Annotated in this window: 27 protein-coding genes and 1 pseudogene; 25 read left to right on the top strand and 3 right to left on the bottom strand. The window is 47.1% G+C overall.

The annotated features are described in order from the left end of the window. The 12 genes from rplO (at nucleotide 1) to DWX62_RS18840 (ending at nucleotide 7217) form a co-directional block, all read left to right on the top strand. Nucleotides 1-447 (top strand): 50S ribosomal protein L15, encoded by a 447-nt coding sequence (rplO, locus tag DWX62_RS18895; RefSeq protein ID WP_005825692.1) that lies wholly within the window; start codon nucleotides 1-3, stop codon nucleotides 445-447. A 4-nt stretch (nucleotides 448-451) separates the two neighbouring features. Beyond that, nucleotides 452-1795: a preprotein translocase subunit SecY gene (gene secY / locus DWX62_RS18890; protein ID WP_005825690.1), complete on the top strand. Its 1344-nt coding sequence runs from the start codon at nucleotides 452-454 to the stop codon at nucleotides 1793-1795. A 13-nt stretch (nucleotides 1796-1808) separates the two neighbouring features. Then, a complete protein-coding gene (map, locus tag DWX62_RS18885; protein ID WP_005825687.1) occupies nucleotides 1809-2609 on the top strand; it encodes a type I methionyl aminopeptidase in 801 nt (266 codons plus the stop codon). A gap of 9 nt (nucleotides 2610-2618) precedes the next feature. Further along, on the top strand, nucleotides 2619-2837 hold the full coding sequence (gene infA, locus DWX62_RS18880; protein WP_002558052.1) for a translation initiation factor IF-1: 219 nt from the start codon (nucleotides 2619-2621) through the stop codon (nucleotides 2835-2837). 9 nt (nucleotides 2838-2846) lie between these two features. After that, nucleotides 2847-2963 (top strand): type B 50S ribosomal protein L36, encoded by a 117-nt coding sequence (gene ykgO, locus DWX62_RS18875; RefSeq protein ID WP_002558051.1) that lies wholly within the window; start codon nucleotides 2847-2849, stop codon nucleotides 2961-2963. Between the two features lie 34 nt (nucleotides 2964-2997). Further along, nucleotides 2998-3378, top strand: a complete 381-nt coding sequence (gene rpsM, locus DWX62_RS18870; RefSeq protein WP_004291218.1) for a 30S ribosomal protein S13 — start codon at nucleotides 2998-3000, stop codon at nucleotides 3376-3378. An 11-nt stretch (nucleotides 3379-3389) separates the two neighbouring features. Further along, entirely contained in the window at nucleotides 3390-3779 is a 390-nt protein-coding gene (gene rpsK, locus DWX62_RS18865; protein ID WP_002558049.1) for a 30S ribosomal protein S11, read from the top strand. Nucleotides 3780-3896: 117 nt separating this feature from the next. Next, nucleotides 3897-4502, top strand: coding sequence for a 30S ribosomal protein S4 (gene rpsD, locus DWX62_RS18860; protein WP_005825685.1), 606 nt, complete (start codon nucleotides 3897-3899; stop codon nucleotides 4500-4502). An 11-nt stretch (nucleotides 4503-4513) separates the two neighbouring features. Continuing rightward, the gene (locus tag DWX62_RS18855; protein ID WP_005825683.1) at nucleotides 4514-5506 is read left to right on the top strand and encodes a DNA-directed RNA polymerase subunit alpha; all 993 of its coding nucleotides are present in this window, start codon (nucleotides 4514-4516) and stop codon (nucleotides 5504-5506) included. A gap of 3 nt (nucleotides 5507-5509) precedes the next feature. Beyond that, a complete protein-coding gene (gene rplQ / locus DWX62_RS18850; protein WP_005825680.1) occupies nucleotides 5510-6013 on the top strand; it encodes a 50S ribosomal protein L17 in 504 nt (167 codons plus the stop codon). A 141-nt stretch (nucleotides 6014-6154) separates the two neighbouring features. After that, on the top strand, nucleotides 6155-6568 hold the full coding sequence (locus DWX62_RS18845; protein WP_005825677.1) for a hypothetical protein: 414 nt from the start codon (nucleotides 6155-6157) through the stop codon (nucleotides 6566-6568). A gap of 109 nt (nucleotides 6569-6677) precedes the next feature. Then, complete coding sequence (locus DWX62_RS18840) at nucleotides 6678-7217, top strand: hypothetical protein (protein WP_005833536.1); 540 nt, start codon at nucleotides 6678-6680, stop codon at nucleotides 7215-7217. A 40-nt stretch (nucleotides 7218-7257) separates the two neighbouring features. Here DWX62_RS18840 and DWX62_RS18835 read toward each other — a convergent pair whose 3' ends face one another. After that, nucleotides 7258-9156 (bottom strand): MutS family DNA mismatch repair protein, encoded by a 1899-nt coding sequence (locus tag DWX62_RS18835; protein WP_120173092.1) that lies wholly within the window; start codon nucleotides 9154-9156, stop codon nucleotides 7258-7260. Between the two features lie 126 nt (nucleotides 9157-9282). Between DWX62_RS18835 and DWX62_RS18830 the strand changes: the two genes are divergently transcribed. Both DWX62_RS18830 and DWX62_RS18825 read left to right on the top strand, forming a co-directional pair. Continuing rightward, nucleotides 9283-9927 carry a DUF6563 family protein gene (locus tag DWX62_RS18830; RefSeq protein WP_034532588.1) on the top strand — a complete coding sequence of 215 codons (645 nt, stop codon included), beginning with the start codon at nucleotides 9283-9285 and terminating at the stop codon, nucleotides 9925-9927. A gap of 11 nt (nucleotides 9928-9938) precedes the next feature. Next, nucleotides 9939-10391: a DUF6078 family protein gene (locus DWX62_RS18825; protein ID WP_009037297.1), complete on the top strand. Its 453-nt coding sequence runs from the start codon at nucleotides 9939-9941 to the stop codon at nucleotides 10389-10391. A 184-nt stretch (nucleotides 10392-10575) separates the two neighbouring features. Here the strand turns inward: DWX62_RS18825 and DWX62_RS18820 are convergent, their stop codons facing one another. Together DWX62_RS18820 and DWX62_RS18815 are read right to left on the bottom strand one after the other, a co-directional pair. Next, on the bottom strand, nucleotides 10576-11196 hold the full coding sequence (locus tag DWX62_RS18820; RefSeq protein WP_005825665.1) for a lysine exporter LysO family protein: 621 nt from the start codon (nucleotides 11194-11196) through the stop codon (nucleotides 10576-10578). Then, entirely contained in the window at nucleotides 11193-11471 is a 279-nt protein-coding gene (locus tag DWX62_RS18815; RefSeq protein ID WP_005825664.1) for a LysO family transporter, read from the bottom strand. Before DWX62_RS18815 ends, DWX62_RS18820 begins: the two co-directional genes overlap by 4 nt. A gap of 432 nt (nucleotides 11472-11903) precedes the next feature. Between DWX62_RS18815 and DWX62_RS18805 the strand changes: the two are divergent. The 11 genes and pseudogenes from DWX62_RS18805 (at nucleotide 11904) to DWX62_RS18755 (ending at nucleotide 26085) form a co-directional block, all read left to right on the top strand. Then, nucleotides 11904-12563, top strand: a pseudogene (locus DWX62_RS18805) (lipocalin family protein). Between the two features lie 137 nt (nucleotides 12564-12700). Continuing rightward, complete coding sequence (locus DWX62_RS18800) at nucleotides 12701-14683, top strand: urocanate hydratase (protein ID WP_120173088.1); 1983 nt, start codon at nucleotides 12701-12703, stop codon at nucleotides 14681-14683. A 147-nt stretch (nucleotides 14684-14830) separates the two neighbouring features. Continuing rightward, nucleotides 14831-15721, top strand: a complete 891-nt coding sequence (gene ftcD, locus DWX62_RS18795) for a glutamate formimidoyltransferase (RefSeq protein WP_005833514.1) — start codon at nucleotides 14831-14833, stop codon at nucleotides 15719-15721. 63 nt (nucleotides 15722-15784) lie between these two features. Further along, a complete protein-coding gene (gene hutI, locus DWX62_RS18790; protein WP_117991236.1) occupies nucleotides 15785-17038 on the top strand; it encodes an imidazolonepropionase in 1254 nt (417 codons plus the stop codon). A gap of 48 nt (nucleotides 17039-17086) precedes the next feature. Further along, nucleotides 17087-17716, top strand: a complete 630-nt coding sequence (locus DWX62_RS18785; RefSeq protein WP_120173087.1) for a cyclodeaminase/cyclohydrolase family protein — start codon at nucleotides 17087-17089, stop codon at nucleotides 17714-17716. Then, nucleotides 17713-19209 carry a histidine ammonia-lyase gene (hutH, locus tag DWX62_RS18780; RefSeq protein WP_005825651.1) on the top strand — a complete coding sequence of 499 codons (1497 nt, stop codon included), beginning with the start codon at nucleotides 17713-17715 and terminating at the stop codon, nucleotides 19207-19209. The genes DWX62_RS18785 and hutH overlap by 4 nt, the downstream gene beginning before the upstream one ends. Before the next feature lie 155 nt (nucleotides 19210-19364). Then, nucleotides 19365-20027 carry a TetR/AcrR family transcriptional regulator gene (locus tag DWX62_RS18775; protein ID WP_008661836.1) on the top strand — a complete coding sequence of 221 codons (663 nt, stop codon included), beginning with the start codon at nucleotides 19365-19367 and terminating at the stop codon, nucleotides 20025-20027. Nucleotides 20028-20054: 27 nt separating this feature from the next. Beyond that, nucleotides 20055-21413, top strand: a complete 1359-nt coding sequence (locus DWX62_RS18770; protein WP_035450368.1) for a TolC family protein — start codon at nucleotides 20055-20057, stop codon at nucleotides 21411-21413. Between the two features lie 37 nt (nucleotides 21414-21450). Continuing rightward, nucleotides 21451-22467 carry an efflux RND transporter periplasmic adaptor subunit gene (locus tag DWX62_RS18765; protein ID WP_016271985.1) on the top strand — a complete coding sequence of 339 codons (1017 nt, stop codon included), beginning with the start codon at nucleotides 21451-21453 and terminating at the stop codon, nucleotides 22465-22467. A gap of 102 nt (nucleotides 22468-22569) precedes the next feature. Continuing rightward, a complete protein-coding gene (locus DWX62_RS18760) occupies nucleotides 22570-25740 on the top strand; it encodes an efflux RND transporter permease subunit (RefSeq protein ID WP_009037292.1) in 3171 nt (1056 codons plus the stop codon). A 51-nt stretch (nucleotides 25741-25791) separates the two neighbouring features. Next, nucleotides 25792-26085, top strand: a complete 294-nt coding sequence (locus tag DWX62_RS18755) for a PG0541 family transporter-associated protein (RefSeq protein ID WP_005825638.1) — start codon at nucleotides 25792-25794, stop codon at nucleotides 26083-26085. Nucleotides 26086-26104: the final 19 nt, after the last annotated feature.

Genomic DNA, 26104 nt, shown 5'->3' with positions numbered 1-26104 from the left:
ATGAACTTAAGTAATTTAAAACCTGCAGAGGGATCTACTAAAACAAGAAAGAGAATTGGACGTGGTCCGGGTTCTGGCTTGGGAGGTACTTCTACTAGAGGTCATAAAGGAGCTAAATCAAGATCTGGATACTCTAAGAAAATCGGTTTTGAAGGTGGTCAGATGCCTCTTCAACGTCGTGTACCTAAGTTTGGCTTTAAAAATATCAATCGTGTAGAGTATAAGGCTATCAACTTGGATACAATTCAGAAATTGGCTGAAGCAAAGAACTTGCAGACTGTAGGTATCAGTGACTTCATTGCTGCTGGTTTCATTTCTGCAAGCCAGTTGGTAAAAGTATTAGGTAACGGAACTTTGACTGCTAAGTTGGATGTACAAGCACATGCATTTTCTAAGACTGCTGTTGCTGCCATCGAAGCTGCTGGTGGACAAGTAGTAAAACTCTAATTCAATGAGAAAAGCTATTGAAACATTAAAGAATATATGGAAAATTGAGGATCTGAGACAACGGATCCTCATTACCATATTGTTTGTGGCAATCTACCGTTTTGGTTCGTATGTCGTTTTGCCGGGTATCAATCCGTCAATGCTGACACAATTGCATCAACAGACAAGCGAAGGTCTTTTAGCCTTGTTAAATATGTTTTCCGGAGGAGCATTTTCCAATGCCTCTATTTTTGCATTGGGTATCATGCCGTACATCTCTGCCTCCATTGTGATTCAGTTGCTGGGTATTGCGGTTCCGTATTTCCAGAAATTGCAGCGCGAAGGTGAGAGTGGTAGAAGAAAAATGAATCAATATACTCGTTATCTGACGATTCTTATTCTTTTGGTTCAGGCTCCTTCTTATTTGCTCAATCTTAAGATGCAGGCTGGTCCTTCTTTAAATGCTTCATTAGATTGGACTCTGTTTATGTTTACTTCTACCATTATTTTAGCGGCTGGAAGTATGTTTATTTTGTGGCTTGGTGAGAGAATTACGGATAAGGGTATCGGTAATGGTATTTCGCTGATTATCATGATTGGTATCATCGCCCGTCTGCCACAGTCTTTATTCCAGGAATTGATTTCCCGTATGACGGACAAGACTGGTGGTCTGGTAATGTTCTTGATTGAGCTTGTTGTTCTGCTGGTTGTTATTGCATTCGCTATTCTTTTGGTGCAGGGAACTAGAAAGATTCCTGTACAATATGCGAAGAAGATCGTGGGTAACAAGCAATATGGCGGTGCTAGACAGTATATTCCTTTGAAGGTGAATGCTGCTAACGTGATGCCTATCATTTTTGCTCAGGCTATCATGTTTATTCCTATCACTCTTGTTGGGTTCTCAAATGTAAATGATGCAAGTGGTTTCGTACGTGCATTGACTGATCATACAAGCTTTTGGTATAATTTGATTTTTGCAGTGTTGATTATATTGTTTACGTATTTCTATACTGCAATTACTATTAACCCGACTCAGATGGCTGAAGATATGAAGAGAAACAATGGTTTTATTCCGGGTATCAAGCCAGGAAAGCAAACTGCTGAGTATATTGACGTGATTATGTCGCGTATTACTTTGCCTGGTTCTTTCTTCTTGGCCTTGGTTGCCATTATGCCTGCGTTTGCCGGTATATTCGGTGTGAAAGCTGAGTTTGCTCAATTCTTTGGCGGTACATCTTTGTTAATCCTTGTGGGTGTGGTGCTTGATACTCTCCAGCAGGTAGAAAGTCATTTGTTGATGAGACATTATGACGGTTTGCTGAAATCCGGACGTATTAAAGGCCGCAGTGGTAATGTAGCTGCATATTAATCTTTTTTGAAGAATGATATTTCTTAAAACAGAAGATGAAATAGAGCTGCTCCGCAAGAGTAATTTGCTTGTTGGAAAGACGTTGGCTGAGATAGCTAAGGTTATAAAGCCCGGAGTGACAACAAAAGAGCTGGATAGGGTGGCGGAAGAGTTCATCAGAGACAATGGTGCTGTTCCAACCTTTAAAGGTTTTCCTAATCAATATGGCGATCCGTTTCCAGCTTCTATTTGCACATCTGTAAATGACCAGGTGGTACATGGTATTCCGGGAGATGATGTGGTACTGAAAGATGGTGATATCGTGTCTGTTGATTGTGGTACTTACATGAATGGCTTTTGTGGCGACTCAGCCTATACGTTTTGTGTAGGTGAAGTTGACGAAGAAGTCCGCAAATTACTGAAGGTTACTAAAGAAGCATTGTACATAGGGATACAGAATGCCGTTCACGGCAAGCGGTTGGGTGATATCGGTTATGCGATACAGCAGCACTGCGAATCTAATTCTTATGGTGTGGTGCGTGAGTTTGTGGGTCACGGAATAGGCAAGGAAATGCATGAAGATCCTCAGGTTCCCAATTACGGAAAGCGTGGTTATGGGACAATGCTGAAGAAAGGCTTGTGCATTGCCATTGAACCGATGATAACTTTAGGTAACCGACAAATACTCATGGAGCGTGATGGCTGGACGGTGAGGACAAAAGACCGCAAGTGTGCAGCTCATTTTGAACATACGATAGCAGTCGGTACTGGTGAAGCTGATATATTGTCATCATTCGAGTTCATTGAAGAAGTATTAGGAGATAAAGCAATTTAAGAAATTAATATGGCAAAGCAATCTGCAATAGAACAAGATGGAGTTATAGTTGAAGCATTGTCTAATGCAATGTTTCGTGTTGAATTAGAAAACGGACATGAGATTACTGCACATATTTCCGGTAAGATGCGGATGCATTACATCAAAATCCTGCCAGGGGATAAAGTAAGAGTCGAAATGTCTCCTTACGATTTATCGAAAGGAAGAATTGTATTTAGATATAAATAAAATTAAGATATGAAAGTAAGAGCATCCTTAAAGAAACGTACGCCAGAGTGTAAGATCGTTAGACGTAATGGCCGTTTGTATGTTATTAACAAGAAAAATCCTAAGTATAAACAACGTCAAGGATAATATTATTATTTTTGCAAAAAAAATAATTTAGTATATGGCTATAAGAATAGTTGGTGTCGATTTGCCTCAAAACAAGAGAGGTGAAGTTGCGTTGACCTATGTATATGGTATAGGTCGTAGTAGTTCAGCAAAAATTTTGGATAAAGCAGGTGTTGACAGAGACCTGAAAGTAAAAGACTGGACGGATGATCAGGCTGCCAAGATTCGTGAGATCATTGGTGCAGAGTATAAGGTTGAAGGTGATCTTCGTTCTGAAGTTCAATTGAACATTAAGCGTTTAATGGATATCGGTTGCTATCGTGGTGTTCGTCATCGTATTGGTCTTCCAGTAAGAGGTCAGAGCACAAAGAACAATGCCCGTACTCGTAAGGGTAGAAAGAAAACCGTTGCTAATAAGAAAAAAGCTACTAAATAATAATTGTTGATATGGCAAAAAAAACAGTTGCAGCAAAAAAGAGAAATGTGAAGGTTGATGCTAATGGACAGTTGCATGTTCATTCATCTTTTAACAACATTATTGTTTCTCTGGCAAACAGCGAAGGTCAGATCATTTCTTGGTCTTCTGCCGGAAAGATGGGTTTTAGAGGTTCAAAGAAGAACACTCCCTACGCAGCACAGATGGCTGCTCAAGATTGTGCTAAGATAGCATACGATCTTGGCTTGAGAAAGGTAAAAGCATATGTGAAGGGCCCGGGTAACGGACGTGAGTCTGCTATTAGAACTATCCACGGTGCAGGTATCGAGGTTACTGAAATCATTGACGTAACTCCGCTTCCGCACAACGGTTGTCGTCCTCCGAAAAGACGTAGAGTTTAAAATTTACCTTTAATAGAAGTGAGACTTGATTTTGTTATTGGATTGTAAACTTTCTCTCTGCAATCGCGGCTGCAACAAACCCAAGTTCATGAATAAACAATTAAATATTTAAAAGAAATGGCTAGATATACTGGACCAAAATCAAGAATAGCCCGTAAATTCGGTGAAGGTATCTTTGGAGCAGATAAAGTATTGTCAAAGAAGAACTATCCTCCCGGACAGCACGGTAATTCCAGAAAGAGAAAGACTTCTGAATACGGTGTTCAACTTCGTGAGAAACAGAAAGCCAAATATACTTATGGCGTTTTGGAAAAACAATTCCGCAACTTGTTTGAGAAGGCTGAGACTGCTAAAGGTATTACTGGTGAAATTCTTCTCCAATTGTTGGAAGGTCGCCTTGACAATATCGTATTCCGTTTGGGTATTGCTCCTACTCGCGCAGCTGCTCGTCAGTTGGTGAGCCACAAGCACATTACTGTAGACGGTGAGGTTGTGAATATTCCTTCTTATGCAGTGAAACCGGGTCAGGTGATCGGTGTTCGTGAAAGATCCAAATCATTGGAAGTTATCGCTAATTCACTGGCTGGCTTTAACCATAGCAAATATCCTTGGTTGGAATGGGATGATAACTCTAAGGTAGGCAAATTGCTGCATGTACCTGAAAGAGCAGACATTCCTGAAAACATTAAAGAGCATTTGATCGTAGAATTGTATTCTAAATAATAATTAATTTCATGGCGATATTAGCATTTCAAAAACCTGATAAAGTATTAATGTTGGAAGCGGACTCTAGATTCGGAAAATTCGAATTTCGTCCGTTGGAGCCCGGTTTCGGTATTACCGTGGGTAATGCACTGCGCCGCATCCTGCTTTCTTCATTGGAAGGTTTTGCTATCACTACTATCAAGATAGACGGTGTTGAGCATGAATTTTCCAGTGTTCCGGGGGCAAAAGAGGATGTTACTAACATTATCTTGAATCTGAAACAAGTGAGATTCAAGCAAGTAGTTGAAGAATTCGAGAGTGAGAAAGTAAGTATTACAGTCGAGAATTCAAGTGAATTTAAAGCAGGTGACATAGGTAAGTATTTGACTGGATTTGAAGTGTTAAATCCTGAATTAGTTATTTGTCATTTAGATTCAAAGTCGACTATGCAGATAGATATTACGATCAACAAAGGTCGTGGTTATGTTCCTGCTGACGAAAACCGCGAATATTGCACCGATGTGAACGTAATTCCTATCGATTCTATTTATACTCCGATACGTAATGTGAAGTATCAGGTAGAGAACTTCCGTGTAGAGCAGAAGACCGACTACGAGAAACTGGTACTTGAGATTACTACCGACGGTTCCATTCATCCGAAAGAAGCCCTGAAAGAAGCTGCAAAGATTCTGATTTATCACTTCATGCTTTTCTCTGACGAGAAGATCACGCTGGAAACAAATGATGTTGACGGCAATGAAGAGTTTGATGAAGAAGTATTGCACATGCGTCAGTTGCTGAAGACCAAGCTCGTTGATATGGATCTCTCTGTACGTGCCCTCAACTGTCTGAAGGCTGCAGATGTAGAGACTCTTGGTGACTTGGTACAATTCAACAAGACGGATTTGCTGAAATTCAGAAACTTCGGAAAGAAATCGCTTACCGAGCTTGATGATTTGCTGGAAAGTCTGAATCTGTCGTTTGGAACTGATATTTCTAAATATAAATTAGATAAAGAATAAAAAATGAGACATAATAAGAAATTCAACCATTTGGGTCGTACTGCCTCTCATAGAAACGCTATGTTGGCTAATATGGCGTGTTCTTTGATTAAGCACAAAAGAATCACTACGACCGTTGCAAAGGCTAAAGCTTTGAAGAAGTTTGTTGAGCCTTTGATTACAAAGGCTAAAGACGATACGACTAATTCCCGTCGTGTTGTATTTAGCAATTTGCAAGACAAGTATGCTGTAACTGAATTGTTTAAAGAAATCTCTGTGAAGATTGCTGATCGTCCGGGTGGTTACACTCGTATTATCAAGACTGGTAACCGTTTGGGTGACAATGCTGAAATGTGCTTCATTGAACTCGTTGACTACAACGAAAACATGGCTAAGGAAAAGGTTGCCAAGAAGGCTACTCGTACCCGCCGTTCAAAGAAAGCTGCTGCTACTGAAGCTACTCCTGCTGCAGAAACTGCTGCACCAGTTGCAGAAGCTCCTGCTGCTGAGGAAGCTAAAGCTGAATAATTCAACTATTCTTTTTATATATAGAAGCCGTTCCAATTTGTTTGGAGCGGCTTTTTATTTCCTATAAATCATCCAAGAAACATTAAAAGATGTGTGCATTAAACAAATTCCTGAAAGAAACTGTTATATTTGCACATAGATATGGCTAAATTCTTAAGATTCATAGGATTCATGGTGCTTGCATTGGCTTTATGGCAGACTGTAAGCGATACATTTGCCAATAAAGCGGCGAGTGGTGGGAATGTTGTGAGTGAGAATACTATTGCCGTACATGAGCAGACTGATGCCTATATTGCGATGCCTCAATTGCCTTATCTGCCGGATGCAGAGCTGGCGGGCATGGGTGGACAATTACATTCGCTGACGTACTCCCGTATACAGCGCATTTCTACCACGGAATATATATTTTCTTTAAAGGACTGGATTGACAAACTGGCCCAGCGAGCGGCTGTTTTGTCTCTGCATCGTGAGAAACTCTATGATGCCACTGCCTATTATCGTTGCCAGCCGGTGTGCGAATATTACATTTTCACACTAAGGCGTATTCTCATTTAGTGTTTTATTGAATCTTCCTTTTTCCCTTGTGTATGGTCAGACTATGTGTTTTTGCAGGGGAATACTGTATTTTCTATTTCTAATAAATTCATTAAAACATATTATAATTATGGCAACTCAAACTATTGACGCAACTCTTTTTGCGTCTTCACATCCCGATATTGTAAAGCGTACCAGTGTTTCAGGACTTATCTTTTCAGTAGCTATGCTGCTGGTCGGTGTTTTTATTTTTGCATCCATTTTTGAGATGAGTGATAAATCTTCCACTCTCAGCATGGCTTTGATGGTGCTGGGTACGGCATTCGTCTTGCTTGGCGTGTTCCGTCTGTTTTGGAAATCGAAGGAAGTGGTCTATTTGCCGACGGGCAGTGTGACCAAGGAACGCAGTGTTTTCTTCGATTTGAAATATTTGGGCAAACTTACAGATATGATTGAGAATGAACAGCTGAATGGCGAGACTGAAATAAAAAGTAGCGGCAGTGGAAATGTGCGCATGGATGTCATGATTTCGCAGGACAATAAATTTGCGGCTGTACAGTTGTATCAGTTTGTGCCTTACACGTATACTCCGGTAACTTCCGTACGCTACTATACGGGTAGCGATGCGGTTGCAGTGTCTACTTTCCTGGAGAAATGTAAAACAGCATAATCAGTCAAAGAGTTAGACTTGACTTTAACTGTGGTGGGGATTAGTCGGCAACGGCAATCCCCATTTTTTTCATCAGGAAGCAGGCGTTCATATTCTGGGCGATACCTGGGCGTAAGCGGTAGGAGAAGGTCAGTTCATTGTCTGTAATGTCTGCTTCGAAGCAATAGTTGCGGATGTCATCGGGGAAGAGGTCGATGAGTGTTCCCAGCAGCAGGTCGTGGGTGGCAATGATGCCATTGGCCTGCAAAGTCATGAATTGCTTGATAAGGGCAAAGGAGCCTTTCTGCTTGTCCATGGAGTTGGTACCTTTCAGAATTTCGTCGAGGATGATGAAAAGCTCCTCACCAGCCTGCAGCTTGTCTATGATGAGTTTCAGACGTTTGAGTTCGGCAAAGAAGTAGGACTCGTTGTCGTTCAGTGAATCCGAGGTACGCAGGCTAGTGATGAGCCGGGCCGGGCATATTTCCATTTGGCGGGCACAGACGGGGGCGCCGATGCAGGCAAGGAGGTAATTGATGCCCACCGTACGCAGATAGGTGCTTTTCCCTGCCATGTTGGCGCCGGTGACGATGATGAAAAACGGTCGTTTCACCATGTCGATGTCATTGCGGACACAGCGGTCACGGTTCATCAGCGGATGGCCCAGGGCTTCGGCACGGAGACGGAAGGAGGAAGGGGCATTGATGGGTGCTTCCGTTTCAGAATTGCTTTCTTCTTCTTTATTTAGGTTTCCTTTTCCCTTTCTTTCCGCTTGAACTATCTTTGGGTAAATATAGTCCGGATGATTATAGGCAAATGTTGCCAGTGAGTTGAGCGCATCCATTTGTCCGATGGCATCGAGCCACCCGGGCAGTTCAGCGGCATATTGCTCTTTCCAGGCTTCAATGCGCATGATTTGACGCAGTTCCCAGAAGAAGAGGCCGTTCAGAATGACGTACATAAAGACATTGTTGCGTTGGTCGAGTTCATCCATGAGCTTGTTCAGCCTGCTGATGGAGTGGGAGGCTTTCCGTTTTTCTCCGTCAATCTGTTGTCTTATCTCTTTGAGCAGGGTGGCTTGTGCAGGCTGCTTTTCCATGAGGTGGAGCAGGGCGGCGTAGGTGGAGAGAATTTGCAGTTTTTTGCCATAGATGGCCTGCATCTTGGTGACTTTGCCAGTGAAGCCGAAGCCGGCGATGACGAAGCAGGTCCAGATGATGCCGTAGATACTTGCGGACAGAATTCCTGCCATGACGAGTGCGAGGCAGATGAGGTTGGCTCCCGTCACCAGTACCGGCAGGAGGCGCAGTAATTTCCGGCTCCGGAAGATGCTCGGACTTTCCGCCCATTGGCACAGTTCTGTTTCATCGGCGGCTTTTCCTTTGTACAGCAGGCCGAGGATACGGAAGCGCTGACGGAATTTCAGTTCCGGAGCCAGTTCACTGACGGCTTCTTGTCGGCGGATGATTTCTTCCTTTCTCTCGAGATGTTTCCCCAGCCAGTGGGCGAGGCGGTGTTTCCCGGGCTGTGTGCAGGTACGGTTGATGTACTGGAAAAGGGAATGCGGACCGAAAACATCCAAATCATAGGTGTAGAGATGGGTGGGGTCGATGTATGCTTCGCCGTCATCGAAAGAAGACGTATCGTAATCCAGAGCGGCGAGTTCCTGCTCGTTGATTTCCATCTTCTTTTCCAGATAGTCCTTGCGATGGAACAGCCGGTTGTGGTATTTCATTAAAAATAGGAACGGCAGTAGGGTGATGAGGGCAATGCAGGCCAGTATACCCCAGCTCTCGCTCCAGAAATAGATAATTCCTACTACTCCTGCCACAAATAGCAGCAGGCGCAGGCTGCCGATGCGGTAAATCTTCTGTTGTACTTTATTCAGTTCTTGTCTTGCCTCTTCTGCCGTGTTGCGGTAGACGGCGCTGATTTTATCTATCGTATTTATTTGCTCCATACATGTTAAGTTTAAGGCAAAGATATACATTTCCAATTGTTTTTTCCGCGATTTTTTGTCTACTTCCGATAAAAAATGTACCTTTCGCTCACTAAAACAAAGTTTCAGAAAAGAGGAGGTTGGGATATGAAGAAGAGTTGGTTGTTAGGCGTTCTGATGTTGCTGGCGGTTTTGCCGGTGGGGGCGCAACAGGTAATGTATTCCAATCTGAAAGAGTTGGTGGAGAACCGTGGCGATACGGTTACCACACTGAAGATTGAGAAGCGTACAAAGAACCAGATTTACCTCATGGGCGGTGCCGATTATCGTATTACGGTAGACGACAATCCCGGTCTTTGCCGTTATTTGAAGTCCCGTTGTTATGCTGTACGGGTAGATACCTCGCTTTATGTCAATTGCCGTAAGATGCGCTATAAGCGTTATCGCTTCGGGCAGTGGTATGCACCTGCCATGTGGCTCGGCGGCAAGGTTTACTTCTGTGCACAGCCTGTGGGACAAGCAGCCACCAGTACCATGACTCCCGATGATGCCACACGATTGGGCGGTGAAGTGGGAGACGCCATCAATGCTTCGGGACTGGTGCATGCCCGCGTCTATTACGAACTGAATCCCGAAACCGGAAAGTCCGAGTTCGTGGGACGTGAGCGAATGATGCAATTGCTTGCCGGATACCCGACACTGCACGCCGAATTCGAGAAAGAAACAAGCGAGTCGGCAGAGGTCATCGGCAAGTATCTGCGTGCACTCCGTCCATTAATCACTAATCATTAATCATTAATAAGATGATATTATTGCAAGACGTGCCCGATGGGTACGAATACTGCTTTGCGGGTAACGGAAAGTGCCCCAAAGCCTCTTCCTGCCTGCGGGCGATAGCGGCACAACTGTTGTCCGAGAGTGAAGGCCCCCAGCCACAGTCCGTTCGTGCGGTGAATCCTTTTTATGTCGGCAGCTTGTCCGGGTCCTCCACTTGTGCCCGTTACCGCTCCAGCGAGCAGCTGCATTATGCCCGCGGTATGACACGCCTTTTCGACGAAGTACCCACCAAGCTGCTTTTCACCGTGCGCCATCGCGTGATGGGATGCTTCTCTTGCGAACGCTATTACTATCATTGCCGCAAGGGCGAGCGCCCTATCTCTCCCGAAGAACAGCAGCGGATAGCCCGGGTATTCAATGCGGTAGGCATAGGCACCAAGCCTAAGTTCGACCACTACGAGTATGCGGTAGCTTGGTGACCGGCTGCAAAGTCACTGCACACCTTTTGCAGCGTCACTGCAAACCCGTTGCAGTCGCGCTGCAAAGCAGTTGCAGTATCACTGCAAAATGCATGCACTCACTTTGCAGTGAGAAGTCGCTGTTGTTCACGTTGTTACAGTATGAATACAATGAGGCCTTATCTCCCTCTTTTCGGCCTGCTGTTTACAGATTGCAGAAGAAGGATACGAATACCGGTACACTCATATCAATTAATATTCCGTGGAATATAGCGATAGGAATCACGTCCTTTCCGGAATATTGGGTGATGGAGGGTAGAAGTACATCCATCGAATTGACCCCTGCCGCCGATATAGGTGCCAGTTTGCCGAAATATTTCCGGATGAGCGGTGCACCCAGCAAAGCCATCATTTCACGGAAGATATTGGCAAGCAGGGCGATGGTGCCCAGCTCCGTGGCGAGTTGCAGGCCTATGGAAGGTTCCTTGAATTGCGTAATCAGAATGGAGGAAAGCGAATAATAAGCAAATCCGCTACCCACCGCCATGCAGTCGAACACACTCCATTGGCTCAACAGCAGACTGGCGAAGGCGGAGAACAACAGCGTTCCCACAATGGTGGCCATCGGCACCAAAAGCATTTTGGGCCGCAGGCTCTTGACCAGCTCCTTCAGTTTCTTGTTGCTCCCGATGCCGATGCCCACCTGGAACATCAATGCATAGAGCACATACATGGATAAGTCGTGCAGGTCGAACTGAAAATCATTGGCTACTCCCATCAGGCAGCCGGCACAGAAAAATGCAACAACCGTCAAACTTCCCTTCATCTCTTCTCTCCTTTCTTGAAAAATAGGTGAAACACCATCAGTGAGGCCAACATGCTGCCCGTAATGCTCAGTGAGGCCAGTACGGCGGCCTGCCACCCGAATCTTCCCAGGTTGTCAACAATCAGACGGTTGGAACCGATGGATACACCGAGTACAAAGAGTAGCAGTAAGATGGTGAGCGAGGCGCTTTTCTCCACTTTTTGCAACATTTGTACGTTACGCATCAGGTATCCGATACCGATTCCTATAAACATGATGGATATAATTGTAAACATAAGTTTTCTTCTTTTTTGGGTGAATACATAGGTTAGTCCGGTTTCTTCGAACGGAAACTCCATACACGGCATTTCCCCTTCCTTTTCTCGGTAAGGGAAGTGCAAAATAGTAAAATGTAAATTGCAGGGTAGTTAAATGAATCCGCTGAACCAATGTACGTGCACTATGAAATGGCCGCATAAGGTCTTGTTGCCCCATGCAGCATTGCGCGTATTGTATGTTGTAGTTAAGTACTGGTTCATATCGTTTTTGAATTTCGGTGCAAAGGTAATGCTAGTTTGAATAATTTCCAAATAAATATTCACAAATTGTTTTGCGAAAAAAAGACTTTTCAGTGCGTGGCCCCCCGTAAAAACATTATTTTTGCAAGAGAATAGAGGAAATACAAGAGCTCCTTTGTTTAGAAATATAGTTTTAAAAAGAGAAGAGATATGAAAAGATTGAGAGATTTAACTGCTGTTCTTGGCATGGTTGCTTTAACTGCTTGCAACAACGCCTCCATTGAAGGCTCCTGGGTGGAGCCGGTTCCGGGAATGCCCGGCATGCAGCAAGGTTTCGTTCTTGATGGGGACGGAAGCGCTTCTTCCATTAACATGGCCACCTTGAAATATGAGGCATGGAAAAAAGTAGGAAACCGGTTGTTGCTTTCAGGTACCAGCATCGGCAATCACCAGAATATTTCCTTCACGGATACGCTGACAATAGAAAAACTGACGCAGGACAGCCTGATTCTCAAAAGAGGAGAGTTGCTCTTGAAATATGCCAGGAACAATGAAGCACTGAATCAAGAAACAATACCTGCCGCGGTGCTTACCCCTGCCAAGAAACTTTTGTCGGTAAAAGGCGAGCTGGTCATCGGCCATGAGGTGCGTTCCTTCAAAGCCGAAGGAGATTCTGCCGATTATTAGATTGTGGATGAGACCGGAGAACTCATGCAGAAATATGATGATATGACGAAAGGAATTAAAAACGGAAAACCGGTATACGTAGAGTTGGAAGTAGTCGATATGGGCAAAGCCGATGACGGATTTGCCGCCGATTATGAAGGTGTCTATCAGATAATGAAAATCAATAAAATGGCTTTAAAATAGAATTCCTCTTTGTTGGTTTCTGACTAAAAGATAAATAATCCCGGCATTCCATTGTGAATGTCGGGATTTATTTCTATATTGCGGCAAATATAACCTTTGTGGGCTGACACTTTGTAAATCCTTAATCTTTATATGTCATGGAGATAACCTTAAGTAAAACATTGCCTGCCTATCCTTCCTTTGTCGAGGGTATCCGGCGGGCACCCGACCGTGGCTACACCCTTACCCCTGCGCAGACGGCTACGGCATTGAAGAACGCTTTGCGCTACATCCCCAAAGAGCTGCACGAAACCCTCGCTCCGGAGTTCATGGAAGAACTGCGTACACGTGGACGTATCTATGGCTACCGCTACCGCCCGCAGGGCGACCTCAAAGCGAAACCCATCGACGAATATAAGGGGAACTGCATTGAAGGCAAGGCATTCCAGGTGATGATTGACAATAATCTTTGTTTCGACATCGCCCTTTATCCGTATGAATTAGTTACCTATGGTGAGACGGGACAGGTCTGCCAGAACTGGATGCAATACCGGCTCATCAAGCAGTACCTCGAAGTGTTGACGCGCGAACAGACACTGGTCATCGAAAGCGGACATCCGTTGGGGCTTTTCAAGTCCAAGCCCGAGGCGCCCCGTGTCATCATTACCAATGCGCTGATGGTGGGGCTCTATGATAATCAGAAGGACTGGCACACCGCTATGCAGATGGGCGTTGCCAACTACGGGCAGATGACTGCCGGCGGCTGGATGTACATCGGTCCGCAGGGTATCGTGCACGGCACGTTCAACACGTTGCTGAATGCAGGCCGTCTGAAACTGGGCATTCCGCAGGACGGCGATTTGCGCGGACGCTTGTTTGTTTCTTCCGGTCTGGGAGGCATGAGCGGTGCGCAGCCCAAAGCTGCCGAGATGGCAGGGGCGGCGGCAATCATTGCCGAGGTGGATGCTTCCCGCATCGAAACCCGCCATACCCAGGGCTGGGTGGGACACGTTACAGATTCTCTGGAAGAAGCCTTCTCGCTGGCTCGACAAGCTATGGACGAGTGTCGCCCGGTTTCTGTGGCCTATCACGGCAATGTCGTCGATTTGCTGGAATATGCGGTGCAGAAGCAGTTGCACATAGATTTACTTTCCGACCAGACTTCCTGCCATGCCACCTATGAGGGCGGTTACTGTCCTGCCGGACTGACGTTTGAGCAGCGTACCCATATGCTGCACGAGAATCCGTCGAAATTCCGGTGTCTGGTGGATGCTTCCTTGGAGCGTCATTTCAAGGCTATAAAAAGGCTGGTGGAACACGGCACGTACTTCTTCGATTATGGGAACTCCTTCATGAAAGCCGTCTACGATGCCGGTGTGAGCGAAATTGCTCGGGACGGAGATGATAAGAACGGCTTCATCTTTCCCAGCTATGTGGAAGACATAATGGGACCGGAACTGTTTGATTATGGTTATGGTCCGTTCCGCTGGGTGTGCCTCAGTGGAAAACATGAAGACTTGGTGAAGACCGACCGTGCGGCGATGGAATGTATCGACCCTACACGTCGCGGGCAAGATTTGGATAACTATAATTGGATTCGTGATGCGGAGAAAAACAACTTGGTGGTAGGCACGCAGGCTCGTATTCTTTATCAGGATGCCGTGGGACGTATGAATATAGCTTTGCGCTTCAATGAAATGGTGCGTAAGGGAGAGGTCGGCCCCATTATGTTGGGACGCGACCATCACGATGTCAGCGGTACAGACTCTCCATTCCGTGAAACATCCAATATCAAGGACGGCAGTAATGTCATGGCAGATATGGCGGTGCAGTGTTTTGCCGGAAACTGTGCGCGTGGCATGAGCTTGGTGGCCTTGCACAATGGAGGTGGCGTAGGTATCGGAAAAGCCATCAACGGCGGTTTCGGCATGGTGTGCGACGGCAGTGAGCGGGTAGACGAAATCCTGCGTTCCGCTATGTTGTGGGATGTGATGGGTGGTGTGGCCCGCCGTTCGTGGGCACGCAATCCGCATGCCATGGAGACGAGCGAGGAGTTTAACCGTACGCATGCAGACGGCTATCATATCACGATGCCGTATGTGGCTGATGAGAAGTTGGTGCAGAAAGTGGTGAAGGAGTAAGTAAAGTGATGATTTCATTTTTTAGACGCGGATAACGCGGATTTTTTCTTTCAAAAGAATCCCGACGTCTCTGTATTCCGATAAAAAGAATTCGCGTCATCTGCGTCTGAAAAATCAGAGTATATATATTTTTTTTTAAAGAGCATTATGAATAAGATTATGGAATGCGTCCCCAATTTCAGCGAAGGGCGCGATTTGCAGAAGATAGATAAGATAGTAGCTCCTTTTCGGGGCAAACAAGGTGTGAAACTGTTGGATTACAGTAACGATGAAGACCACAACCGCCTTGTGGTGACCGTAGTGGGCGAGCCGGAACCGCTTCGTGATGCTGTGCTCGAAGCTATCGGCGTGGCGGTAGAGCTGATAGACCTCAATCACCATCAGGGACAGCATCCTCGTATGGGTGCTGTAGATGTAGTACCTTTTATCCCCATCCGGAATGTGACGATGGAAGAAGCCGTTGCCCTCTCGAAAGAAGTGGGCAAGGAGGTTGCAAAACGTTACAATCTTCCCGTCTTCTTATATGAAAAGTCTGCTTCTGCCCCTCATCGGGAGAATTTGGCTGCTGTCCGTAAAGGGGAGTTCGAAGGTATGGCCGAGAAGATAAAGCAACCGGAATGGCATCCCGACTTCGGACTGGCCGAACGTCATCCCACCGCAGGCACAGTGGCTATCGGTGCCCGCATGCCTTTGGTGGCCTATAACATCAACCTCAATACCCCCAGTCTGGAGATAGCCCATGACATCGCTAAGAAAATCCGTTTCATCGGCGGAGGACTGCGTTATTGCAAGGCAATGGGAGTGGAGTTGAAGGACCGCGGCATCACGCAGGTATCCATCAACATGACGGACTATACCCGCACCGCCCTCTACCGTGCTTTCGAACTGGTGCGTGTGGAAGCCCGCCGCTACGGCGTCAGTATTGTGGGCAGTGAGATTATCGGTCTGGTGCCGATGGAGGCCTTGATAGATACAGCGTCCTACTATCTGGGATTGGAGAACTTCTCCATGGAGCAAGTCTTAGAAGCACGAATGTAACCGAATTAAATAGTACTAACTTAATTCCCCTCCCTACGGGGGAGGGGTTAGGAGAGAGGCTTTATGACAGAAAACCTTATTATATTCAATACCCGTGTAGTGACCCCCCTCGGCTTTTCTGCCCGTTGCGGCAAGGAGATGGAGCAACTGAGCATCATCGACAATGCTACGGTGGAAGTGACCGATGGCATCATCACCTACGTCGGACCTAACCGTGGAGAGGAGCGTGACGGCTATTATCAGCACTACTGGCATTACAATGCCCGCGGCAAGTGTCTGCTACCCGGCTTTGTGGACTCACACACACATTTTGTGTTTGGTGGCGAGCGTGCCGAGGAGTTCTCCTGGCGTTTGAAGGGAGAGAGTTACATGTCCATCATGGAACGTGGAGGAGGCATCGTGAGTACGGTGAAAGCTACCCGTGCATGCAATTTCATCCAGCTGCGCAGCAAGGCGGAGGGCTTTCTGAAGCAGATGAGTGCTATGGGAGTGACTACCGTAGAGGGAAAGAGCGGCTACGGTCTGGACAAGGAAACCGAGCTCCTGCAGCTTCGGGTGATGCGTAGCCTTAATAATGACGAGCACAAGCGTGTAGACGTTGTCTCCACTTTTCTCGGTGCACATGCTGTGCCTGCAGAATACAACGGACAGACGGACGAGTACGTGGACTACATTATCCGCGAAGTGATGCCCGTAGTGGTTCATAATAATTTGGCAGAGTTCTGCGATGTCTTCTGTGAGCAGGGCGTTTTCTCCATCGAGCAGTCCCGTCGCCTTTTGCTGGCAGCCAAGGAAATGGGACTTGCCTTGAAACTCCATGCCGACGAGATTGTACCATTAGGGGGTGCCGGACTGGCTGCTGAACTTTCTGCCGTCTCTGCCGACCATCTGCTGCATGCTTCGGATGCGGACATCCACGCCATGGCCGACAAGGGAGTTGTGGCGACCCTTCTTCCGCTGACAGCCTTTACTTTGAAAGAACCCTATGCTCGTGGACGCGAAATGATTGATGCCGGTTGTGCCGTGGCCCTTGCCACCGACCTCAATCCGGGCAGTTGTTTCTCCGGCTCCATCCCCCTGACATTTGCCTTGGCGTGCATTTATATGAAAATGAGTATTGAAGAGGCCATCACTGCCCTGACCTTGAACGGTGCCGCCGCCTTGAACCGCGCGGATAGCATCGGCAGCATCGAGGTGGGCAAGAAAGGAGACTTCGTAGTGCTCAATACGGATAATTATCACTTTCTACCTTATTATGTAGGTATGAATTGTGTCAATACCACCATAAAGGGGGGAGTGCTTTATCCTGTACTTTAAGAAGTGCTGATATCCCCTCTTAATCCTTAATCTTTAATATTTAATATCATGTTAGTTGATTTGACAGTAAAGGAATTTTTGAATAAAGTGGCGGGTAGCGATCCCGTCCCCGGTGGCGGTAGTATTGCCGCTTTGAACGGTGCTATTGCTTCTGCTCTTGCCGCTATGGTTGCTAACCTCACCATCGGTAAGAAAGGTTATGAACTTCACGAAGAGCTGATGCGCCATATCTCCGGAGTTGCCTTGCAGCAAAAGGAGGCTTTTGTAGCAGATATAGACCGCGACTCTGAAGCCTACGACAAGGTGTTTGCCTGCTTCAAGATGCCGAAAGCTACGGATGAGGAAAAGGCGGCGCGCAGCGCTGCCATCCAGGAGGCTACCAAGTTTGCCGCCCTTGTTCCCATGCAGGTGGCACGCAATGCGTATGAGCTGATGACGGTCATCATGGATGTAGCCCGCCTGGGCAACCGCAATGCCGTTACGGATGCTTGTGTGGCCATGATGTCTGCCCGTTCGGCTGTGCTGGGCGCACTGATGAATGTACGCATCAACCTGGGTTCGCTGAAGGACAAGGAGTTTGTGTCCAAGCTCCAAAGTGAAGCCGACGAATTGGAACACTTGGCTTGTGCGAAAGAAAAGGAATTGTTGGACGAAATCAATCAAGAGCTGAAAGTATGAACAATGTCTATTATGTAGGTTCCGGTGAGTTGACCTTCGATCTCATCGAACGTATCATCAATGAAAATCTGAAACTGGAGCTGGCTCCGGAAGCCAAGCTGCGGATACAGAAGTGCCGCGATTATCTGGACAAGAAGATTGCGGAGTCGGAAGAACCCTTGTATGGCATTACCACCGGTTTCGGCTCGTTGTGCAGTAAGAGCATTTCGTCGGACGAGCTGGGCACCTTGCAGGAAAATCTCATCAAGAGCCATGCTTGCAGTGTGGGCGAGGAGATACGCCCGGTCATCATCAAACTGATGATGTTGCTCAAGGCGCATGCCCTCTCTTTGGGGCATAGCGGTGTGCAGGTCATCACCGTGCAGCGCATCCTCGATTTCTTCAATAACGACGTGATGCCTATCGTTTATGACCGTGGCTCACTGGGCGCCTCCGGCGACCTGGCTCCTCTGGCCAACCTCTTCCTGCCGCTTATCGGTGTGGGCGATGTCTATTATAAAGGAAAGAAGCGCGAGGCTATCAGTGTGCTCGACGAGTTCGGTTGGGAACCGGTGAAGCTGATGAGTAAAGAGGGATTGGCATTACTCAACGGCACCCAGTTTATGAGTGCCAACGGTGTCTTTGCTCTTCTCAAAGCCTTCCGTCTCTCCAAGAAAGCCGACTTGATTGCCGCCCTCTCCCTGGAAGCTTTCGACGGGCGTATAGATCCGTTTATGGACTGTATCCAGCAGATTCGTCCACACAAGGGCCAGATAGAAACGGGTGCCAACTTCCGTAAACTATTGGAAGGCAGCGAGCTGATAGCCCGTCCCAAGCAGCATGTACAAGACCCTTATTCGTTCCGTTGCATCCCTCAGGTGCATGGGGCCACGAAAGACGCCATCCGTTACGTGGCTTCCGTCCTGCTGACGGAAATCAATTCTGTGACGGACAATCCCACCATCTTCCCCGATGAGGACCGTATCATCTCGGGCGGTAACTTCCACGGCCAGCCGCTTGCCATTTCCTACGACTTTCTCGGCATTGCCCTGGCAGAGCTGGGCAATATATCCGAGCGGCGTATCGCCCAGCTTATCATGGGGCTGCGTGGACTTCCGGAATTCCTTGTGGCCAATCCCGGTCTGAACTCTGGTTTCATGATTCCGCAATATGCTGCCGCGTCTATGGTAAGCCAGAATAAGATGTACTGCTATGCCGCCAGCAGCGACTCCATCGTTTCCTCCAACGGGCAGGAAGACCATGTCAGCATGGGTGCCAATGCAGCTACTAAGCTTTATCGCATTATGGACAATCTGGAGCATATCCTTGCCATCGAACTGATGAATGCCGCTCAGGGCATCGACTTCCGCCGTCCGGCAAAGACTTCTCCCGTTCTGGAGCGTTTCCTGCACGAATATCGCAAGGAAGTCCCCTTTGTGAAGGAAGACATCGTGATGTATAAGGAAATCCATAAGACAGTCGCTTTCCTCAACCGGACAAAGTTTGATTATTAGGAACTTCCCAATAAATCTGCCAGAAACATAATAATTATTAATCTGTTAACAATAAGAAAGGAAACTTAATTGGCGAATTGAGTTTTCTTTCTATATTTGTCCCGTTTTATTCCGATAATGAATAAAAATAGTTTTAGTTTAGAAAGGGAAGAAAAATGGGCGAACACACGAAGCATTCAACATCACGGGTGGAACTGAGGGAACGTATCATTCTGGCCGCCGTAGAATTATTTACAACAAATGGAATAAAAAGTATCACGATGGATGAGATTGCCGCATCTTTGGGTATCTCTAAGCGCACTCTCTACGAAGTTTTTCCGGACAAGGAAACCTTGTTGGAAGAATGTATCCTGAAGTCCCAGAAGGATGGTGATATTTTTGTGAAAGGAGTAATAGAGACTTCCGGTAACGTATTGGAAGTTTTGTTGAGATGTTATCAGTGGAGCATAGAGCGTTTTCATGCCACGAACAAGAAGTTTTTTGAGGATATCAAGAAATATCCCAAGGCTTATCAGCTGATGAAGAACAACCGGAACCGGAGCTCGGAAGATACAGTGAACTTCTTCAAAGAGGGCGTGAAGCAAGGCATTTTTCGTGATGATGTGAATTTCGCCATTATCAATCTGCTCGTGCGCGACCAGCTCGATTTGCTGATGAATTCGGACATCTGCAATGAGTATTCTTTCCTTGAAGTGTACGAATCTATCATGTTCACTTTCTTGCGCGGTATCTCTACGGAGAAGGGTGCCCGTGTTCTGGAGGACTTTATCTGCGAATATCGCAAGAATCAGGTAAAGCCGGATGAAACGAAGGAGTAGTTTTAATAAATAATCTATTTTTGATTTATGAAGATGCAGAGATTTTGGGTAGGCAGAGCACTACTGTTGGCAGTTGCTGTGCTGTATGCCGGCGGCTATGTGCGCGCACAAGAGGCAAAGGATACCCTGACCCTGACCCTTGACCGTGCCTTGGAGATTGCTTTAAGCGACAATCCTACCATAAAGGTGGCGGAGGAAGAAATTGCTTTGAAGAAAGTGACTCACAAGGAGACCTGGCAGAACTTGCTTCCGCAGGCAAGCATTGACGGTACGTGGAATCATACCATCAGTGCGGCACAGATGAATCTTGGTGGACAGTCGTTCAAGATGGGTATGGACAATTCGAATACGGTAAGCGGGGTGCTGAATATCAGTTTGCCCATATTCGCCCCTAGCGTATATAAGGCCATGTCGATGACGAAGACAGACATTGAACTGGCTGTGGAAAAGTCACGGGCTTCTAAGCTGGACTTGGTGAACCAGGTAACTAAGGGTTACTATCAGCTGATGCTGACGCAAGACTCCTACGATGTGTTGCAGAAGAGCTATAAGCTGGCAGAAGACAACTACAACATTGTCAATGCCAAGTATCAGCAGGGTACCGTCAGCGAGTTCGATAAAATCAGTGCCGAGGTGCAGATGCGCAGCATTAAGCCGAATGTGATTTCAGCGGGTAATGCCGTGACGTTGTCCAAGTTGCAGTTGAAGGTACTGATGGGGGTAACGGCCGATGTGGATATAGAGATTGCCGACAATCTCGGCAACTATGAGACGGAGCTGTTTGCCAATGAACTGAATCAGCCCGCTGCCAATCTGAACAATAATACGACGATGAAGCAGTTGGACTTGAACCGGAAGATGCTCAATCAGAACATCAAGTCACTCCGTGCCAACTTCATGCCTACTTTGGGTATGAACTATTCTTACCAGTACCAGTCACTCTACAACGAGGATTGGAACATCCTCGATTATAATTGGAGCGGAAGTTCCGCACTGATGTTTACGCTGAGTATTCCTTTGTATAAGGCAAGCAATTTCACCAAGCTCAAGTCCAACCGTATTCAGATACGTCAGTTGGAGCAGAACCGTCTGGACACAGAGCGAAAGCTGAACATGCAGATTACCAGCTACCAGAACAACATGGCTGCCAGTTCCGAGCAGGTTGTCAGCAACCGCGAGAATGTGATGCAGGCACAGAAAGCTGTGCAGATTGCCGGTAAACGCTATGAGGTAGGCAAAGGTACGGTGTTGGAACTGAACACATCACAAGTGCAGCTTACGGAGGCTGAACTGACTTACAATCAGTCCATCTATGATTATCTGGTAGCGAAGGCTGACCTTGACCAAGTGCTGGGAAAGGATTATATTGCAGAGAACGAAGAATGAAGAACTAAGAATGAAGAATAGAAATAAGAACAACGATATGAAAAAAGGTTTTCAATGGATGGCCCTGCTGGTTGTTGCCATGTTGGGGGCATGTAGCGGAGGTAGTGATAAAGCTGCTGCTGAGAAGGTGGACGAGAAGCCGAGGGTGAAACTGGCCGAGGTGTCGTCCCGTCCCGTGGAACAGATTCAGGAATACACCGCTACGGTGGAAGCCGAAGTAAAAAACAATATTGCTCCCTCTTCTCCGGTGCGTATAGACCGCATCTTTGTGGAGGTGGGCGACCGCGTGTCGAAAGGCCAGAAGCTGGTCAGCATGGATGCTGCCAATCTGAAGCAGATAAAATATCAGTTGGACAACCAGCAGATAGAGTTCAAGCGTATTGACGAGTTGTATAAGGTAGGCGGTGCCTCCAAGTCGGAGTGGGATGCCGCCAAGATGAATCTCGACATCCGTGAGACTTCCTATAAGAATCTCTTGGAGAACACCTCGTTGCTCAGTCCCATTAACGGGGTGGTGACGGCACGCAATTACGATAACGGAGATATGTATAGCGGTGGAGAACCGGTACTGGTAGTGGAGCAAATCACTCCGGTAAAACTATACATCAACGTATCCGAAGGCTACTTTACCAAAGTGAAGAAGGGCGCTCCCGTATCCGTGAAAGTAGATGTCTATGGTGACGAGGAGTTCGAAGGCAAAATCAGCCTTGTTTATCCTACCATCGACCCGGCTACCCGTACTTTCCCGGTAGAGATACAGCTTGTCAACCGTGATCAGCGCGTACGTCCGGGAATGTTTGCCCGCGCCACGCTGAACTTCGGAACACAGGACCACGTGGTTGTTCCCGACCTGGCCATTGTGAAGCGTGCCGGTTCAGGCGACCGCTATGTCTATGTCTACAAGGACGGCAAGGTGTCTTATAATAAGGTAGAGCTTGGCCGTCGTATGGATACGGAGTATGAGTTGATTTCCGGTGTAGACAATAACTCTCAAGTTGTTATTGCTGGGCAGTCTAAATTAGCCGATGGTGTGGAAGTCGAGGTAGAAAAATAATATGGTAATGTGGTAATGTGATAATATGCTAATGTGCCGATGTAGCTACATTGCGCAGCCAATTAGCATATTAGCACATTGGCAAATTAAAGAATTAATCTTATGAGTTTATACGAAGGAGCGGTTAAGAAACCGATTATGACCTCGCTCTGCTTCCTGGCAGTGGCTATATTTGGTCTGTTCTCTCTGTCGAAATTGCCGGTAGACCTTTATCCGGACATCGAGACCAACACCATTATGGTGATGACGACCTATCAGGGTGCCAGTGCCTCGGACATCGAGAATAACGTGACCCGTCCGTTGGAAAACGTGCTGAATTCGGTCAGCAACTTGAAGCATATCACTTCCCGTTCGTCGGAGAATATTTCCGTGATTACGCTGGAGTTTGAGTATGGATATGACATAGACGTGCTGACGAACGACGTGCGTGATAAACTGGACATGGTGAGCTCCATGCTGCCCGATGAGGTCGAAACTCCCATCATCTTCAAGTTCAGTACGGACATGATTCCTATCCTGCTGCTCTCCGTGCAGGCAGAGGAGAGCCAGCCGGCTCTTTACAAAATATTGGATGACAACGTGGCGAATCCCTTGGCGCGTGTGCCCGGTGTGGGTACGGTGTCCATTTCGGGTGCCCCCAAGCGTGAGGTCAATGTATATTGCGACCCCAATAAACTGGATGCCTACAACCTTTCTGTAGAAACTATCAGCTCTATTATCAGTGCCGAAAACCGGAATACGCCGGGCGGTACGTTCGATGTGGGTAGCAATACCTATTCGCTGCGTGTGGAAGGTGAGTTCAAGGATCCCAAAGAGATGGAGAACATCGTGGTAGGTACGCACAACGGTGCTTCCGTCTATCTGCGCGATGTGGCAAAAGTTGTGGACTCTGTGGAGGAACGTGCACAGAAGACGTATAGCAACGGTGTGCAGGGCGCTATGATTGTGGTGCAGAAACAATCGGGTGCCAATTCTGTAGCTATTTCGCAGAAGGTAATTGATATGTTGCCGCAGTTGCAGAAGTCACTGCCGAGCGATGTGAAGCTGGGGATCATTGTCAATACTTCCGATAACATCTTGAATACAATAGACAGCTTGGAGGAAACCATTATGTACGCTATGCTGTTCGTTATCTTGGTGGTGTTCGTTTTTTTGGGGCGTTGGCGTGCCACGGTCATTATTTGTATCACCATACCGATGTCACTGGTTGCCTCGTTCATCTATCTGGGTATCATCGACGGCGGTTCACTGAATATCATCTCGCTCTCTTGTCTCTCTATTGCTATTGGTAACGTGGTGGACGACGCCATTGTGGTACTCGAGAATGTAACGACCCATATTGAACGGGGTTCCGAACCGAAGCAGGCAGCGATACATGCCACGAACGAGGTGGCCATCTCCGTAATTGCATCTACGCTGACTATGATTGCGGTATTCTTCCCATTGACGATGGTAAGTGGTATGTCCGGTGTGTTATTCCGTCAGTTGGGATGGATGATGTGTGTGATTATGACGGTTTCCACAGTTTCAGCCTTGTCATTCACCCCGATGATGTGTGCGCAGCTTCTGCGTTTGCAGAAAAAGCAGAGTAAGATGTTCGTTACGCTCTATACGCCGATTCAGCGTGCGCTGGACGGTCTTGACGTGTGGTATCAGAACCGGTTGAACTGGGCTGTGCGCCATCGCTTGACGGTTATGATAGGCTGTGCCGCATTCTTTGTGGCAAGTCTGTTCTGTGCCAAGTACATTGGTACCGAGTTCTTCCCGGCAGCAGACAATAGCCGCATCGGTATCAACCTTCAGTTGCCCATCGGGGCCCGTGTGGAGCGTGCGGAAGCGTTGGCTTCGGAACTGACAAACAAGTGGATGACGCGCTACGGAGATATGATGAAAGTTTGCAACTACACTGTGGGGCAGGCGGACTCTGACAATACGTTTGCTTCCATGCAGGACAACGGTAGTCATATCATTAGTTTCAATATCAGTCTGGTGAGTCCGGGAGACCGTGACGTGACACTGGAAACCGTTTGCGACGAAATGCGTGAGGACTTGAAGGGGTATCCTGAATTGGACAAGGCGCAGGTTATTCTGGGCGGTAGCACAGGCGGCATGAGCGCCCAGGCAAGTGCCGACTTTGAGGTTTATGGTTACGACTTCACCGCTACGGACAAAGTGTCAGCCGAACTGAAAGAGAAATTGTTGCAGGTGAAAGGTGTGAGTGAAGTGAACATCAGCCGTCAGGATTATCAGCCCGAATATCAGGTGGACTTTGACCGTGAGAAGCTGGCATTGCATGGCTTGAATCTTTCTACTGCCTCCAACTATCTGCGTAATCGTGTAAATGGTGCTTTGGCATCTTATTATCGCGAAGATGGTGACGAGTACGACATCCGTGTGCGTTACGCTCCCGAATTCCGTACAAAGATTGAAGATTTGGAGAACATCCTTATTTATACGCCTTCCGGTGAGGGTATTCGCGTGAAAGACCTCGGCAAAGTAGTCGAGCGTTCTGCTCCTCCTACCATCGAACGTAAAGACCGTGAGCGTATTGTTACTGTATCTGCGGTTATTTCGGGAGCACCTTTGGGCGATGTGGTGGCCGATGGTAATGCTATAATTGATAAGATGGACTTACCAAGTGGTGCTTCTATCCAGATTTCGGGTTCGTATGAGGACCAACAGGATTCATTCTCCGACTTGGGAACGCTGGCTGTATTGATTGTTATTCTCGTATTCATTGTGATGGCAGCTCAGTTTGAGTCTTTGAGCTATCCGTTCATCATCATGTTTTCCATTCCATTTGCATTCAGCGGTGTGTTGATGGCATTATTCTTTACGGGAACCAATTTGAATGTGATGTCGCTTTTGGGTGGAATCATGTTGATTGGTATTGTGGTGAAGAACGGTATCGTACTCATCGACTACATCACGCTTTGCCGCGAACGTGGTCAAGCGGTGCTTCACTCTGTAGTCACGGCAGGCCGCAGCCGTTTGCGTCCGGTATTGATGACTACGCTGACCACTATCCTCGGTATGGTGCCGATGGCTGTAGGGCAGGGTGAAGGTGCCGAGATGTGGCGTCCGTTGGGTGTTGCCGTAATTGGCGGTCTGACGGTATCTACCATTCTGACATTGATTCTTGTCCCCGTACTCTATTGCTCGTTTGCAGGTGTTGGTATCCGCCGCACGCGTAAGAAGATTAAGAAAGACCGTGAGCTGAATGATTATTACCAGTTGCATAAGGAGAAGATGACGAAACCACGTAAACAATGATTAATCATTATCCGTTAATCATTAAACATTAATCACTAAACATTATATAGCGTGAAATCAGTATTTATAACATTCGACCAAGCGTTCTTTGAACGTATCATGGCATTGCTTGACCGCCACAACTGCCGCGGCTTCAGCTATTGGCAGCAAGTACAGGGGCGTGGCAGTAAGACGGGGGAACCGCACTATGGCAGCCATGCCTGGCCCAGTATGTGTTCCGCCATCATCACTATCATAGATGAGGCTAAGGTGGCTCCGTTGCTCGAAGCGCTCCACCGGATGGACAAGGAGACCGAGCAACTCGGACTCCGTGCTTTTGTTTGGAATATCGAACAGACCATTTAATCGGGTCTGCTCTGTCTAT

Source organism: Bacteroides sp. AF20-13LB (genome assembly GCF_003603065.1).
Classification (GTDB): domain Bacteria; phylum Bacteroidota; class Bacteroidia; order Bacteroidales; family Bacteroidaceae; genus Bacteroides; species Bacteroides uniformis.
The sequence above is the reverse complement of the archived record's forward strand: the minus strand, read 5'-3'. Positions and strand labels throughout refer to the sequence as shown.

Excerpts from the sequence above, each read along its gene's own strand:
- DWX62_RS18770 (WP_035450368.1), top strand. The coding sequence starts at position 20,055 with ATGAAGATGCAGAGATTTTGGGTAGGCAGAGCACTACTGTTGGCAGTT.
- rpsM (WP_004291218.1), top strand. The coding sequence starts at position 2,998 with ATGGCTATAAGAATAGTTGGTGTCGATTTGCCTCAAAACAAGAGAGGT.
- DWX62_RS18830 (WP_034532588.1), top strand. The coding sequence starts at position 9,283 with ATGAAGAAGAGTTGGTTGTTAGGCGTTCTGATGTTGCTGGCGGTTTTG.
- map (WP_005825687.1), top strand. The coding sequence starts at position 1,809 with ATGATATTTCTTAAAACAGAAGATGAAATAGAGCTGCTCCGCAAGAGT.
- DWX62_RS18835 (WP_120173092.1), bottom strand. The coding sequence starts at position 9,156 with ATGGAGCAAATAAATACGATAGATAAAATCAGCGCCGTCTACCGCAAC.
- rpsK (WP_002558049.1), top strand. The coding sequence starts at position 3,390 with ATGGCAAAAAAAACAGTTGCAGCAAAAAAGAGAAATGTGAAGGTTGAT.
- secY (WP_005825690.1), top strand. The coding sequence starts at position 452 with ATGAGAAAAGCTATTGAAACATTAAAGAATATATGGAAAATTGAGGAT.
- DWX62_RS18825 (WP_009037297.1), top strand. The coding sequence starts at position 9,939 with ATGATATTATTGCAAGACGTGCCCGATGGGTACGAATACTGCTTTGCG.
- DWX62_RS18775 (WP_008661836.1), top strand. The coding sequence starts at position 19,365 with ATGGGCGAACACACGAAGCATTCAACATCACGGGTGGAACTGAGGGAA.
- ftcD (WP_005833514.1), top strand. The coding sequence starts at position 14,831 with ATGAATAAGATTATGGAATGCGTCCCCAATTTCAGCGAAGGGCGCGAT.
- DWX62_RS18820 (WP_005825665.1), bottom strand. The coding sequence starts at position 11,196 with ATGAAGGGAAGTTTGACGGTTGTTGCATTTTTCTGTGCCGGCTGCCTG.
- DWX62_RS18760 (WP_009037292.1), top strand. The coding sequence starts at position 22,570 with ATGAGTTTATACGAAGGAGCGGTTAAGAAACCGATTATGACCTCGCTC.
- ykgO (WP_002558051.1), top strand. The coding sequence starts at position 2,847 with ATGAAAGTAAGAGCATCCTTAAAGAAACGTACGCCAGAGTGTAAGATC.
- DWX62_RS18840 (WP_005833536.1), top strand. The coding sequence starts at position 6,678 with ATGGCAACTCAAACTATTGACGCAACTCTTTTTGCGTCTTCACATCCC.
- rpsD (WP_005825685.1), top strand. The coding sequence starts at position 3,897 with ATGGCTAGATATACTGGACCAAAATCAAGAATAGCCCGTAAATTCGGT.
- rplQ (WP_005825680.1), top strand. The coding sequence starts at position 5,510 with ATGAGACATAATAAGAAATTCAACCATTTGGGTCGTACTGCCTCTCAT.
- DWX62_RS18785 (WP_120173087.1), top strand. The coding sequence starts at position 17,087 with ATGTTAGTTGATTTGACAGTAAAGGAATTTTTGAATAAAGTGGCGGGT.
- DWX62_RS18800 (WP_120173088.1), top strand. The coding sequence starts at position 12,701 with ATGGAGATAACCTTAAGTAAAACATTGCCTGCCTATCCTTCCTTTGTC.
- DWX62_RS18765 (WP_016271985.1), top strand. The coding sequence starts at position 21,451 with ATGAAAAAAGGTTTTCAATGGATGGCCCTGCTGGTTGTTGCCATGTTG.
- DWX62_RS18855 (WP_005825683.1), top strand. The coding sequence starts at position 4,514 with ATGGCGATATTAGCATTTCAAAAACCTGATAAAGTATTAATGTTGGAA.
- DWX62_RS18815 (WP_005825664.1), bottom strand. The coding sequence starts at position 11,471 with ATGTTTACAATTATATCCATCATGTTTATAGGAATCGGTATCGGATAC.
- rplO (WP_005825692.1), top strand. The coding sequence starts at position 1 with ATGAACTTAAGTAATTTAAAACCTGCAGAGGGATCTACTAAAACAAGA.
- DWX62_RS18845 (WP_005825677.1), top strand. The coding sequence starts at position 6,155 with ATGGCTAAATTCTTAAGATTCATAGGATTCATGGTGCTTGCATTGGCT.
- hutH (WP_005825651.1), top strand. The coding sequence starts at position 17,713 with ATGAACAATGTCTATTATGTAGGTTCCGGTGAGTTGACCTTCGATCTC.
- infA (WP_002558052.1), top strand. The coding sequence starts at position 2,619 with ATGGCAAAGCAATCTGCAATAGAACAAGATGGAGTTATAGTTGAAGCA.
- hutI (WP_117991236.1), top strand. The coding sequence starts at position 15,785 with ATGACAGAAAACCTTATTATATTCAATACCCGTGTAGTGACCCCCCTC.